This is a genomic window from Streptomyces sp. NA04227, from assembly GCF_013364195.1.
GTDB lineage: Bacteria > Actinomycetota > Actinomycetes > Streptomycetales > Streptomycetaceae > Streptomyces.
The window spans coordinates 3,288,954-3,302,836 of the sequence record NZ_CP054918.1 but is presented as its reverse complement, the minus strand read 5'-3'; the positions used below and the strand labels follow the sequence as shown (position 1 = coordinate 3,302,836).

Annotated in this window: 7 protein-coding genes; all 7 read left to right on the top strand. The window is 71.2% G+C overall.

The features are described from left to right. Nucleotides 1-138 precede the first annotated feature (138 nt). The 7 genes from bldG (at nucleotide 139) to tmk (ending at nucleotide 13,692) form a co-directional block, all read left to right on the top strand. A complete protein-coding gene (gene bldG / locus HUT18_RS14090) occupies nucleotides 139-480 on the top strand; it encodes an anti-sigma factor antagonist BldG (protein WP_003975386.1) in 342 nt (113 codons plus the stop codon). A gap of 101 nt (nucleotides 481-581) precedes the next feature. Beyond that, nucleotides 582-998 (top strand): ATP-binding protein, encoded by a 417-nt coding sequence (locus tag HUT18_RS14085; protein ID WP_176100981.1) that lies wholly within the window; start codon nucleotides 582-584, stop codon nucleotides 996-998. 630 nt (nucleotides 999-1,628) lie between these two features. Continuing rightward, on the top strand, nucleotides 1,629-4,052 hold the full coding sequence (locus tag HUT18_RS14080; protein ID WP_254878592.1) for a sodium-translocating pyrophosphatase: 2,424 nt from the start codon (nucleotides 1,629-1,631) through the stop codon (nucleotides 4,050-4,052). Between the two features lie 210 nt (nucleotides 4,053-4,262). Then, a complete protein-coding gene (locus HUT18_RS14075; protein ID WP_176100979.1) occupies nucleotides 4,263-4,847 on the top strand; it encodes a small secreted protein in 585 nt (194 codons plus the stop codon). A gap of 223 nt (nucleotides 4,848-5,070) precedes the next feature. Then, the gene (locus HUT18_RS14070; RefSeq protein ID WP_176100977.1) at nucleotides 5,071-6,612 is read left to right on the top strand and encodes a methyltransferase; all 1,542 of its coding nucleotides are present in this window, start codon (nucleotides 5,071-5,073) and stop codon (nucleotides 6,610-6,612) included. Between the two features lie 372 nt (nucleotides 6,613-6,984). Continuing rightward, complete coding sequence (topA, locus tag HUT18_RS14065; protein WP_176100976.1) at nucleotides 6,985-9,849, top strand: type I DNA topoisomerase; 2,865 nt, start codon at nucleotides 6,985-6,987, stop codon at nucleotides 9,847-9,849. Between the two features lie 348 nt (nucleotides 9,850-10,197). Further along, complete coding sequence (tmk, locus tag HUT18_RS14060) at nucleotides 10,198-13,692, top strand: dTMP kinase (RefSeq protein ID WP_176100974.1); 3,495 nt, start codon at nucleotides 10,198-10,200, stop codon at nucleotides 13,690-13,692. The last annotated feature ends 191 nt before the right edge of the window (nucleotides 13,693-13,883 follow it).

The following is a 13,883-nucleotide window of genomic DNA, read 5'->3' as shown; positions in this document are numbered from 1 at the left end:
TGCCGGACAATGGTCAGAAGGCGTCGTGCACGCCCGCCGGTAAGTGATTGAATGCCATCGCGGCTGGCGATCCGTCTTGGGGGGTCATGCCGAGGTGTCCCTAGGGCGACCGCTCGAGAGCAAGGTGCTGGAGGATTCGTGGACCTGTCCCTGTCGACCCGTACCGTCGGCGATCGCACGGTCGTCGAGGTTGGTGGCGAGATCGATGTTTACACCGCGCCCAAGCTGCGTGAGCAGCTGGTCGAGCTGGTCAACGACGGGAGTTTTCATCTCGTCGTCGACATGGAGGGCGTGGACTTCCTCGACTCCACCGGTCTCGGCGTGCTTGTGGGCGGACTGAAGCGTGTGCGTGCACACGAAGGCTCGCTGCGACTGGTGTGCAACCAGGAGCGCATTTTGAAGATCTTCCGGATCACCGGTCTGACGAAGGTCTTCCCGATTCACACCTCGGTCGAGGAAGCGGTCGCCGCAACCGACTGAGATCCTGGAGGTCCGGGCCCCGGCCCGGAGCGATTCAGGTGGGGGACCGGGCCTTTGGGCCCGGCCCCCTGACAGTTCGTCCGTACATCCGAGGGGGATGCATGGCCACCGTTGAGCTCCGCTTCAGCGCGCAGCCCGAGCACGTCCGGACCGCCCGGTTGGTGGCGGCCGCGGTGGCGCGCCGTGCGGGGGTGGACGAGGCCGTCCTCGACGAAGTACGGCTCGCCGTCGGTGAGGCGTGCAGCCGGGCCGTCGGTCTGCACCAGGCGGGCAGCATCTCCGCACCCGTGCAGGTGCAGCTCATCGAGGACGAGAAGCAGTTCTCCATCCAGGTCGGCGACGAGTCGCCCGGCAGCGTCGGCTCCGCCGCCGGGGCCGAGGACGACGCCGAGAGCGAGGACGAGATGGGCCTCGCGGTGATCAGCGGACTCGTCGACGATGTCGAGGTCTCCGCCTCGGAGACCGGCGGGCTCATCCGCATGACCTGGCCGACCACGCCGCAGCCCGTACAGGGCTAGGGCGCGCGAACTCGCTCATTCGGCTTCAGCTTCGGGTTCGCCGAGCCCGCCTTGAAGCTCTTCTTGGGCTCGCTGAGTCCCTCCCGGACCGCTCTGAGCCTCTCCCGGCCCCGCCGAGTCTCTCCCAGACCTGCCGAGTCCTCCCTGGGCTCGCTGTTCAGCGGCTCCTTCCCCGGCGTTTTCTCGCCACCCGGTCCCGCCTCGCCACCCGGTCCCGCCTCGCCGCCACTGCGCCACACCCTTGGCCCGTGTCGTGGGGCCACTCCCACGGGCCGGTCCGAGCCAGAACCCTCAGCACCGCGGTCGCGGGACTGGACTGTTCGGCGGACGTGCGCCGAGGGCCGGTGCCTTGTGGCTCCCGCGGTGCCCGCCCACGTACCGCCCCCGAACAGCGAAATTCTCCCCGGGCGGCCCGCTCGTAATTGTGGAATGCCGGTGGGAGTGGCGGTCGGGGCTTGTGGGTCAATGCTTCAAGGGCATTAGCACTTTCGGGCTGATCCGGATGTGGTGATCAATTTCCGTGGCGTCGGCGGGCAGTAATTCCTTTTGCCGTGCTCTGTATTGATCAGGGCTGGATCCCTAGAATCTCCGTCCACATCGTGAGCTCAGCCCAAGCGTCAAGGAGGACGAATGGCGGGGCTTTCCCTCCCTCAGCGGATCGACCATTCCCCCACCCTCGCAGCCGCGGAACTGACCGACGACAACCGGCTCATCGTGATGCTCATCGCTGCCGTCGCGCTCGCGGCCCTGGTGGTCGCCGCGGTGCTGGTCCGCCAGGTCCTTGCGGCAGGCGAGGGTACCGACGGCATGAAGAAGATCGCGACCGCGATCCAGGAAGGCGCGAATGCCTATCTGGCCAGGCAGTTGAGAACTCTCGCGGTATTCGCGGTGGTGGTCTTCTTCCTGCTCCTGCTGCTGCCCGCGGACGACTTGAAAGAGCGTGCCGGGCGGTCGTTGTTCTTCCTGATCGGGGCGGCGTTCTCGGCCGCCACCGGCTATATCGGCATGTGGCTCGCGGTGCGCAGTAATGTGCGTGTGGCGGCAGCGGCCAGAGAAGCGACACCCGGTCCCGGTGAGGTGCCGAAAGATCTCACCGCCGTTTCGCACAAGGCAATGAAGATCGCCTTTCGTACGGGCGGTGTGGTCGGCATGTTCACCGTCGGGCTCGGACTGTTCGGCGCCTCGTGCGTCGTACTCGTCTACGCGTCCGACGCGCCCAAGGTGCTGGAGGGTTTCGGCCTGGGCGCCGCGCTGATCGCCATGTTCATGCGGGTGGGCGGCGGCATCTTCACCAAGGCCGCGGACGTCGGCGCGGACCTGGTCGGCAAGGTCGAGCAGGGCATCCCCGAGGACGACCCGCGCAACGCGGCCACCATCGCGGACAACGTCGGCGACAACGTGGGCGACTGCGCGGGGATGGCGGCCGACCTCTTCGAGTCGTACGCGGTGACGCTGGTCGCCGCGCTCATCCTCGGCAAGGCCGCGTTCGGCGACGCGGGGCTGGCGTTCCCGCTGATCGTGCCCGCGATCGGGGTCCTGACGGCGATGATCGGCATCTTCGCCGTGGCGCCCCGGGCCTCGGACCGCAGCGGGATGTCGGCCATCAACCGCGGCTTCTTCATCTCCGCGGTGATCTCCCTGGTGCTGGTGGCCGCCGCGGTCTACGCGTATCTGCCGTCCTCGTACGCCGACTTGGACGGGGTCACCGACGCGGCCATCAGCGGCAAGGACGGGGATCCGCGGATTCTGGCGCTGGTCGCGGTGGCGATCGGCATCGTGATGGCCGCGCTCATCCAGCAGTTGACGGGCTACTTCACCGAGACGACCAGGCGGCCGGTGCGCGACATCGGCAAGTCCTCGCTGACCGGGCCCGCGACCGTCGTCCTGGCCGGTATCTCGATCGGTCTCGAATCGGCCGTCTACACCGCGGTGTTGATCGGTCTCGGCGTCTACGGGGCGTTCCTGCTCGGCGGAACGTCGATCATGCTGGCGCTGTTCGCGGTCGCCCTGGCCGGTACGGGGCTGCTCACCACGGTCGGTGTGATCGTGGCGATGGACACCTTCGGGCCGGTCTCCGACAACGCGCAGGGCATCGCGGAGATGTCCGGTGACGTCCAGGGCGCGGGCGCGCAGGTGCTCACCGACCTGGACGCCGTGGGCAACACGACCAAGGCGATCACCAAGGGCATCGCGATCGCCACCGCGGTGCTCGCCGCCTCGGCGCTGTTCGGCTCGTACCGCGACGCGATCGTGACCGCGGCCGACGACGTCGGGGAGAGCGTGAGCGGCAGGGACGCGCCACTGAACCTGCTGATGGACATCTCGCAGCCGAACAACCTGGTGGGCCTGATCGCCGGGGCGGCGGTGGTGTTCCTGTTCTCGGGGCTCGCGATCAACGCGGTCTCGCGGTCGGCGGGCGCGGTGGTCTACGAGGTGCGGCGGCAGTTCCGTGAGAAGCCGGGGATCATGAACCACACCGAGACCCCGGAGTACGGGAAAGTCGTCGACATCTGCACGAAGGACGCGCTCCGCGAACTGGCCACACCGGGGCTGCTCGCCGTGATGGCGCCGATCGCGATCGGCTTCACGCTGGGCGTGGGCGCGCTCGGCGCGTATCTCGCCGGGGCGATCGGCACCGGCACCCTGATGGCGGTCTTCCTCGCCAACTCCGGTGGCGCCTGGGACAACGCCAAGAAGCTCGTCGAGGACGGGCATTACGGCGGCAAGGGCAGCGAGGCGCACGAGGCGACGGTCATCGGCGACACCGTGGGCGACCCCTTCAAGGACACCGCGGGCCCGGCGATCAACCCTCTGCTGAAGGTGATGAACCTGGTGGCGCTGCTGATCGCGCCCGCGGTGGTCAAGTTCAGCTATGGCGAGGACGCCAGCCCCTGGGTCAGGGCGCTGATCGCGGTGGTGTCGCTCGGCGTCATCGTGGGCGCGGTGTACGTGTCCAAGCGCCGCGGCATCGCGATGGGCGACGGCGGCGAGGGCGGGAAGGGGGACGAGCCCGACAGCCCCGTGGAGTCGGCGGGTACGGCACCGGTGACGTAGCGCTCGCGGGGCGGCCAGGGCCGCCCGGAACGGAGCGGGAGTCAACGTGCGGACGGGCAGCGTGAATTGACGCGCTGTCCGTCCGCGCCGGTTTCCGGGGGACCCGTGAGCCTTCTCTCTCTTGGTGCAAATGGCTTCAATAACACCCATACGGGTCTCGCGCCGCGCCGATGTGGCCCGCCCTGCGTGTAAGTTCCGGGGCCGAGAGCCATGGAAGGGACCAAACCGGTGAACAAGAAGCTGGCTGCCGCACTGTCCGGCGGTGCGGTACTCGTACTGGCGCTGTCGGGCTGCGGCGACGACGACAACGAGAAGCTGAACTCCTGGGCCAAGTCCGTCTGTGACGACGTACAGCCGCAGGCGAAGAAGATCCAGAGCGCCAACGCCGCGATCCAGAAGGAGACTTCGGACACCAGCGACCCGAAGGACGTGCAGAAGGCCGACTCCAAGGCCTTCCAGGACATGTCCGACGCGTACAAGGCGATCGGTACCGCCGTCGACAAGGCTGGCGCGCCCCCGGTGGACGACGGCGAGACCAAGCGCACGAACGCCGTGAAGGAACTCAACGACATCTCCGCCTCCTACGCGGGCCTCAAGCAGCGCGTGGACAAGCTCGACACCGGGAACCAGTCCAAGTTCGCCGACGGTCTGAAGGACATCGCCACCGAGCTCGACCGGCTCAGCAAGAGCGGCAGCAACGCCCTGCAGAAGCTGGAGGAGGGCGAGGTCGGCGAGGCCATGGCCAAGCAGGAGAGCTGCAAGAACGCCTCCGCCCCGCCGCCCGCCGAGGGCTGAGGGGCCGGGCGCCCCGCCCAGGGCTGATACGCCGGGCCGACACGCGTGGCTCCGGTTGCTCACGGGCAGCCGGACCCCGCGTCCTCCCGCAGCCCGTCAGGACGCGCCTTCTCGAAGTGAACGGCCGTCAGCCGCCGCCCCGGACACCGCGCGACAACGCGGCGCCCGGGGCGGCGGTCCGGCGTCGGCTCAAGATGCCGCGGTGTGCGGATGCTGCGATGTAATGGGGCGTGTGAGTACCTCCCGCTCGGCATCCCTGTCCCTGAACCTGCCCAACGGCGACCGCGGCGACATCGCGGTCCGGCTCCGTGAGGCGCTGCTCGCCGCCGAATTCACCGCCGACGGTCTGCTCGACCTGCTCGGTGCCCCGGCCTACGCGGCGCTCGCCCGCAGCGAGACGGTTCCCGCGCTGCGGGTCACCCGCGGCGACTCGGCCCTGGAGACCCTGGTCCGGCTGTTCCTGCTCCAGCAGCCCGCCCCGCGCGGGCGGGTGGCCGAGGTGCTGCCCCTGGACGCCTGCCTGGAGGGCGGCTGGCTGGTGGCCACCGGCTCCGGCGAGGTCGCGGCCGCGGTGGACGTGCGTCCGTACGGCGGTCCGGGCGGCGAGGACTGGTACATCGTCTCCGACCTGGGCTGCGCGGTGGGCGGCGCGGGCGGCATCGGCAGTGGCGCGGAAGGCGTGGTCCTCGGCGTCGGCGGCGCCTCGACCACGCTCGCCGGGATCACCGTGCGCACCCCCCTCGACTCGGCCCTGGACCTCGGTACCGGCTCCGGCATCCAGGCCCTGCACGCCGCGCAGCACGCGACCCGCCTCACCGCGACCGACCTCAACCCGCGGGCCCTGGAGATCACCCGGCTGACGCTCGCGCTGTCCGGGGCGCCCGAGGCGGAACTCCTCGAGGGCTCGCTGTTCGAGCCGGTCGCGAACCGTACGTACGACCTCATCGTGTCGAATCCGCCGTTCGTGATCTCGCCCGGCGCCCGGCTCACCTACCGGGACGGCGGGATGAGCGGGGACGATCTGTGCCGCACGCTCGTTCAGCAGGCGGGGGCACGGCTGAACGAGAGGGGGTATGCACAGTTTCTGGCCAACTGGCAGCACGTCGAGGGCGAGGACTGGACGGAGCGGGTCCGCTCCTGGGTACCGGCCGGGTGCGACGCGTGGATCGTGCAGCGCGAGGTGCAGGACATCACGCAGTACGTGGAGCTGTGGCTGCGCGACGCGGGTGACCACCTCGCGGACCCGGCGGCGTACGCCCAGCGGTACGACGCCTGGCTGGAGGAGTTCGAGGCGCGCCGCACCAAGGCGGTCGGATTCGGCTGGATCACGCTGCGCCGCAACGGCACGGCCGAGCCCTCGGTGACCGTCGAGGACTGGCCGCACCCGGTGGAGCAGCCGCTCGGCGACACCGTGCACGCCCACTTCATGCGCCAGGACTATCTGCGCGCACATGACGACGCGGCGCTCCTGGAGGCCCACTTCGAGCTGGCGGCCGAAGTGGTGCAGGAGCAGGTGGGGCTGCCGGGGGCCGAGGACCCGGAGCACGTGGTGCTGCGCCAGCACCGCGGGATGCGCAGGGCCACCAAGGTGGACACCGTCGGCGCCGGTTTCGCCGGGGTCTGCGACGGCACGCTCAGCGCCGGGCGCATCCTGGACGCGATCGCCCAACTCATGGGCGAGGACCCGGTGTTGCTGCGCGACCGCACGCCCGCGCAGATCCGGCTGTTGGTCGAGCAGGGCTTCCTGGAGCCCGCCTCGGGCTGAGGAGGCGGCCGGCGCGCGGCCCGGGAGCGGCCCCGGATGTGAACCCGGTCGCATCCGGCCCGGCGCCGCCCCTCGCCTTCCGCCCCTGTGACCCGTACCGCTTCCCGCGCCCCCGCCGTGATCCGCAGCTGCACACGCGCGGGGCGCGGCAGCAGGTGGGACGGGGGATCGAGGGGGCGGGGCGGGGGCAGGTGGCCGGTCCGTGCGGCAGGAACGACGGTAGTCGGGTTACCGTTCGAGTGGCCGTTGCGGGCTTTTCCCGTTTGACACGGGGGCGGGCTGTACCGTCACACTCCGCAGCGTCGCACCAATTCCGCCCCGGGCCCAAGGGTCGAGCGGGGCGCCACAGCGCCGACGGAGAGAAGAGCGAAGTTGTCCCCGACCAGCGAGGCCGCGCAGGGCGGCCGCCGACTCGTCATTGTCGAGTCGCCCGCCAAGGCGAAGACGATCAAGGGCTATCTCGGCCCCGGCTACGTCGTCGAGGCGAGCGTCGGGCACATCCGCGACCTTCCCAACGGCGCCGCCGAGGTGCCGGAGAAGTACACCGGCGAGGTGCGCCGCCTGGGCGTGGACGTGGAGCACGATTTCCAGCCGATCTACGTCGTGAACTCGGACAAGAAGGCACAGGTCAAGAAACTCAAGGACCTGCTGCGCGACTCCGACGAACTCTTCCTGGCCACCGATGAGGACCGTGAGGGCGAGGCCATCGCCTGGCACCTGCGGGAAGTCCTCAAGCCGAAGATCCCCGTACACCGGATGGTCTTCCACGAGATCACCAAGGACGCGATCCGGGCGGCCGTCGCCAACCCGCGCGAACTGAACCAGAAGCTGGTCGACGCCCAGGAGACCCGCCGCATCCTCGACCGTCTCTACGGTTACGAGGTCTCGCCGGTGCTGTGGAAGAAGGTCATGCCGCGGCTGTCGGCGGGCCGCGTGCAGTCGGTGGCGACCCGGCTCGTCGTCGAGCGGGAACGCGAGCGCATCGCCTTCCGCTCTGCCGAGTACTGGGACCTCACCGGCACCTTCGCGACCGGCCGCACCGGCGACAAGTCCGACCCCGCGACCCTGGTGGCCCGCCTGGCCTCGGTCGACGGCAAGCGTGTCGCGCAGGGCCGCGACTTCGACTCGCTCGGCAAGCTCAAGAGCGACACCCTGCACCTGGACGAGGCCGGTGCCCGCGCCCTGGCCGCCGCCCTGGAGCAGACCGACTTCGCGGTCCGCTCCGTCGAGTCCAAGCCCTACCGCCGCTCCCCGTACGCGCCGTTCCGCACCACCACCCTCCAGCAGGAGGCCAGCCGCAAGCTCGGCTTCGGTGCGAAGGCCACCATGCAGGTCGCGCAGAAGCTGTACGAGAACGGCTTCATCACCTACATGCGTACGGACTCCACGACGCTCTCGGAGACCGCGGTGGCCGCCGCCCGCGCGCAGGTCACCCAGCTCTACGGCGCCGACTACCTGCCGCAGCAGCCGCGTACGTACGCGGGCAAGGTGAAGAACGCGCAGGAGGCGCACGAGGCGATCCGCCCCTCGGGTGATCGTTTCCGCACCCCGGCCGAGACCGGTCTGACCGGCGACCAGTTCAAGCTGTACGAGCTGATCTGGAAGCGCACCGTCGCCTCGCAGATGAAGGATGCGACCGGCAACAGCGTCACCGTCCGCATCGCGGGCACCGCCTCCGACGGCCGGGACGCCGAGTTCACCGCCTCCGGCAAGACGATCACCTTCCACGGCTTCCTCAAGGCCTACGTGGAGGGCGCCGACGACCCCAACGCCGAACTCGACGACCGCGAGCGCCGTCTGCCGCAGGTCGGCGAGGGCGACGCGCTGTCCGCCGAGGAGATCACCGCCGACGGGCACGCCACCAAGGCGCCCGCCCGCTACACCGAGGCCAGCCTGGTCAAGGAGCTGGAGGAGCGGGAGATCGGCCGCCCCTCCACGTACGCCTCGATCATCGGCACCATCCTCGACCGCGGCTATGTCTTCAAGAAGGGCACCGCGCTGGTGCCCTCCTTCCTGTCCTTCGCCGTGGTCAACCTCCTGGAGAAGCACTTCGGGCGGCTCGTCGACTACGACTTCACCGCGCGCATGGAGGACGACCTCGACCGGATCGCCCGCGGCGAGGCCCAGTCCGTGCCGTGGCTCAAGCGCTTCTACTTCGGTGAGGGCGAGGGTTCCGGCGCCGCCGCGGAGGCGGGCAACGGCGACGGCGACCACCTCGGCGGCCTGAAGGAACTGGTCACCGACCTCGGCGCGATCGACGCCCGTGAGGTGTCGTCCTTCCCGGTCGGCAGCGGCATCGTGCTGCGAGTGGGCCGCTACGGCCCCTACATCGAGCGCGGCGAACGCGACACCGAGGGCCACCAGCGCGCCGACATCCCCGGGGACCTGGCTCCCGACGAGCTGACCGTCGAGCTCTCCGAGGAACTCCTCGCCAAGCCCAGCGGCGACTTCCCGCTCGGCACCGACCCGGCGACCGGCCACGAGATCGTCGCCAAGGACGGCCGCTACGGCCCCTATGTCACCGAGGTGCTGCCCGAGGGCACCCCGAAGACCGGCAAGAACGCGGTGAAGCCGCGTACCGCCTCGCTGTTCAAGTCGATGAGCCTGGACACCGTGACTTTGGAGGACGCGCTGGGGCTCATGTCGCTGCCGCGCGTCGTCGGCAAGGACGCGGAGGGCGTGGAGATCACCGCGCAGAACGGCCGCTACGGCCCGTACCTGAAGAAGGGCACGGACTCGCGCTCCCTGGAGACCGAGGACCAGCTCTTCGGCATCACCCTGGACGAGGCGCTCGCCATCTACGCCCAGCCCAAGCAGCGCGGCCGCGCCGCCGCGAAGCCGCCGCTGAAGGAACTCGGCGAGGACCCGGTCAGCGGAAAGCCGGTCGTGGTCAAGGACGGCCGCTTCGGCCCGTACGTGACCGACGGCGAGACCAACGCGACGCTGAGGTCCGCCGACAGCGTCGAGGAGATCACGCCCGAGCGCGGCTACGAACTGCTCGCCGAGAAGCGCGCGAAGGGCCCCGCCAAGAAGACGGCCAAGAAGGCGGCGAAGAAGGCCCCGGCCAAGAAGACCGCCGCCAAGAAGACCACCACCGCGAAGAAGACGGCCGCCAAGAAGACCACGACGGCCAAGAAGACCGCGGCGAAGAAGACGACGACGGCGGCGAAGAAGGCCGCGGCGAAGTCGACGGCCACGTCGACTGCTGCGTCGGCGGAGAGTGGTTCCGAGGGCTGAGCGGTCCCGGTCCGCCCTCTTCATGCCGTTTCAAGAGGGCGCGATGCCTTCTCAAGAGGGCGCGCACGAACGCATGGATCCGCCCCGGTGCTGTTGAGCGCCGGGGCGGATCGCTGTACGGGTGGGGCGTGGGCCTGCGGGCGGGGCGTGTGCCCGGCGGGTGTGCACGCGGGCGCGCAAGCCGACCCGTGCGCGGGGCCCGTACGACCGTCCTTCGTACGCCCGCTCGCGCCCACCGGTGCCCGGTTCGTGAACAGCAGGCCGTTTCGCCCCGGCCATTAGGTGTCGATGCGGTCCCATCCTCGGGCGGCCCGACAGCGCAAGGGGGCCTGCCGATAGGCTGTCAGGATGACGCGAACCGAGCAGCGGGCGGCCTTGCAGGCGGTCCCCGACGACGATCTCGCCGCTGATTCACGGGAGCGCGCCGTACGCGCGCTGCTGCGTGCGCCCCAGCTGAAGCGGCTGTGGAGCGCACAGCTGGTCAGTGGGGTGGGCGATGTCCTGGCACTGCTCGTCCTGGTGCTGCTCGTACTGCAGACCGCGATCCAGGAGAGCGCGTTCGGCGGCGGATACCGGGGTGTCGCGTTCGCGGTGGCCGCGGTGTTCGGCGCGCGCATCCTCGGCACGCTGCTCTTCGGCGCGGTGCTGCTCGGCCCGCTCAGCGCCCTGACCGCACCCGGCAAGAAGCCGGAGAAGAAGGGCGACAAGCGCGAGGGCGGGCTGCTCGACCGTCGCTGGACGATGGTCGGCGCCGACGGCGTGCGCGCGCTGCTGCTGATCATCGCGCCGCTGTGGATCGACTGGTCGCCCGCCAACGCCCTGGCCCTGCTCCTGGTCACCGCCTTCGTCGTCTCGGTCGCCGAACGCCTGTGGACCGTCTGCCGGGAGAGCGCGGCCCCGGCCCTGCTGCCCCCGCCGCCGCCGGAGGGCGCCAGCGTGCGCCCCCTGCCCGACCACCAGGAGGCGCTGCGCCGCCTCTCGCTGCGCACCGCCTTCGTGGCCGTGCCGATCGCCGCCGCCGCGCTCGTCGTGGCCTCGCTCCTGACGAAGGCGCTCGGCACCGGCATCGACTGGTTCGGCGCACACCAGGCCGCACTCGGCTCCTACGTCGCCGCGGGCCTGTTCGCCGCCTCCCTCTCGGTGATCGTCTTCCTCGAACTCCCCGACACCGCCACCCCGCGCCCGCGCTCGCCGCTCGAAGGCCTGCGCCGCCCCAAGGCGGGCGGCGACCGGGACAAGGGCCGCACCGGCGCGATCCCGCTGCTCGTCCTCGCCTGCGCAGCCGTCGCGGGCGCGATCTCCGCCGCGGTGGCGGTGGCCGTCCTGCACGGCAAGGACCTCGACGGCGGCCCGGTCACCTACGGGCTGCTCGTCCTCGTACTCACCGGCGGCACCGTCGCCGGAATCCGCACCGCGCCCTCCGTACTGCCCGCCCTGTCCAGGCGCCGCCTGCTCGCCCTGTCGCTCGCGGCCACCGGGATCGCGCTGCTGGGCGCCGGGCTGGTGTCCGACCTCGCGAGCGTCGTGGTGATCCTGGCGCTCGGCGCGAGTGCCGCGGGCATCGCGGCACACACCGGGCACACCCTGATCGACCAGGAGACCGAAGAGCCGCGCCGGGTACGCATGACGGCCCATCTGCACGCGGTGGTACGGGTCTTCGTGGCCGCCGGACTGCTCGCCGCACCGCTGCTCGCGGCGGCGATCGGCCCGCACCGCCTGGAGAACGGCGACTTCGTCTTCGCGCACGGCGGCGCCGCGTTCACGCTGATGCTCGTCGGCGCACTGCTGCTGCCGGTCGCCGCGCTGGTCCTCGCGAAGACCGACGACCGCTCCGGCGTCCCGCTGCGCCAGGACCTGCTCGAGGCACTGCGCGGCGCCGACGCGGCCGAGGCGCTGCCCGCCGAGGGCTTCTTCATCGCCTTGGAGGGCGGCGACGGTTCGGGCAAGTCCACCCAGGCCGAGGCACTCGCCGAGTGGATCAGGTCCAAGGGCCACGAGGTCGTCCTCACCCGCGAGCCCGGCGCGACCCCGGTCGGCAAGCGGCTGCGCTCGATCCTGCTCGACGTCTCCAGCGCGGGCCTCTCGCACCGCGCCGAGGCCCTCCTGTACGCGGCCGACCGTGCCGAACACGTCGACACGGTGGTTCGGCCCGCCCTGGAACGCGGCGCCGTCGTCATCACCGACCGCTACATCGACTCCTCCGTCGCCTACCAGGGCGCCGGACGCGACCTGTCGCCGACCGAGGTCGCACGCATCTCGCGGTGGGCGACCGGCGGCCTGGTGCCGAACCTGACCGTACTGCTCGACGTCGCTCCGGAGACGGCCCGCGAACGCTTCACCGAGGCACCCGATCGGCTGGAGTCGGAGCCCGCCGAGTTCCACGCCCGCGTGCGCTCCGGCTTCCTCACGCTGGCCGCGGGCGACCCCGGCCGCTACCTGGTGGTGGACGGCGGGCAGGAGCCCGAGGCCGTCACCACCGTGATCCGGCACCGCCTCGACCTGGTACTTCCGCTCTCGGAGGCCGAGGTCACGGCGCGCGAGGAAGCGCGCAGGGCGGCCGAGGAGGCCGCACGCCGGCGCGCGGAGGAAGAGGCACGGCGCAAGGCCGAGGAAGAGCGCCTGGAGCGCGAACGCCAGGCCGAGCTGGAGCGCATCCGCGCCGAGGAAGAGGAACGCAAGCGCCGCGAGCTGGAGGAGGCCCGGGCCCGCGAGGCCGAACGCCAGGCCGAGGCCGCACGCCTGCGCGCCGAGGAGGCCCGCCGCCGCGCCGAGGAGGAGCAGGCCCGCCTGCTCGCCGAGGAGCAGGCCCGCGCCGCCGAGGAGGAGCGCCGCCGCAAGGCCGAGGAGGAGGCCCGCCGCCGCGCCGAGGAAGAGGCCCGCATCCACGCCGAGGCCGAGGCCCGTCGCGTGGAGAAGCAGCGCAAGGCGGAGGAAGCGCTGCTCAGGGCCGAAGAGGCCCGCCGCGCGGCGGCCGCGGCTGCCGCCGAGGCGGCTGCCCGGGCGGAGCGCACGGCTACGGAGTTGCGGGAGTCGGCGGCCGGTGGGGCGCCGAGGCCGGAGGCGGCCAAGGAGTCCGAGGGCTCGAAGGGGCCTGGGGGCTCGGGGAGTTCGGAGGGGTCGGGTAGCTCGGAGGGATCGGGCAGTCCGGCAGGACCGGGCACGGCTCGTGTCGGCGATCCGGACAACGAGACGACCGTGGAGAACCCGGTGCCGAGGTCGGCCGAGACCGCGCCGCAGTACCCGGACCATGAGATCACGGTGCCTACGCCGGTTGTGGGCGCGCCCGGGTCTTCTTCCTCTTCTGACCTCTCTTCTGAGCCTTCGGGCTCTTCGGACCACGACGAGACGACGGTGCTGCGGCCGGTGGACTCGGGTGCGGGTGCGGGTGCGGGTCCGGGTTCGGGTTCGGACGCGGAGGAGACCGCGGTTCTGCCGATGCCCGGCGCCGAGGGCCCGGGCCACGGGGCCTCGTCCCCGGCCGAGCCGGACGAGACGGCCGTGCTGCCGCCGGTACGCGAGGACCGGGGCGACCCGCTCGACCGCGTACCGCCGCACTACTTCCGCGACGACCAGCAGGCCCCGCCGCCCGGCGGCGACGACCGCACCTACGAACTCCCGCAGATCGACCCGGAGTCGGGCCGCCCTCGCCGTCGCTCCGACTGGGCGGAGGAAACCCCGCTCGACGACCTGCCGACCCTGGCGGACGAGCTGCTCGGCCCGCACGAGGACCACGCGGGGCAGTCGGAACCCACGGACCAGACGGGTCAGACGGGGCAAAACGACCGGGTGCGCCACGAGGGGCAGGCGGAGGACGGGAAGCCGCGCAAGGGGCGGTGGCGCTGATCGAGTCGGCGGCTTCTGCGGAGTCGGCTTGCCGGTGAGGTGAGTTGGCTCTGTGGGGGTGGAGGTGGCTCCGGCCCGGTACGAGGGGCTGGAACTCTCTCCGTACCGGCCGTGTGGCGAATGTTGTGAGAGGACCCGGGTGCCGTGATGGGCGGGCCCGGGTCCTTTTTTGTGTGGCTGGGGTTGTGTGC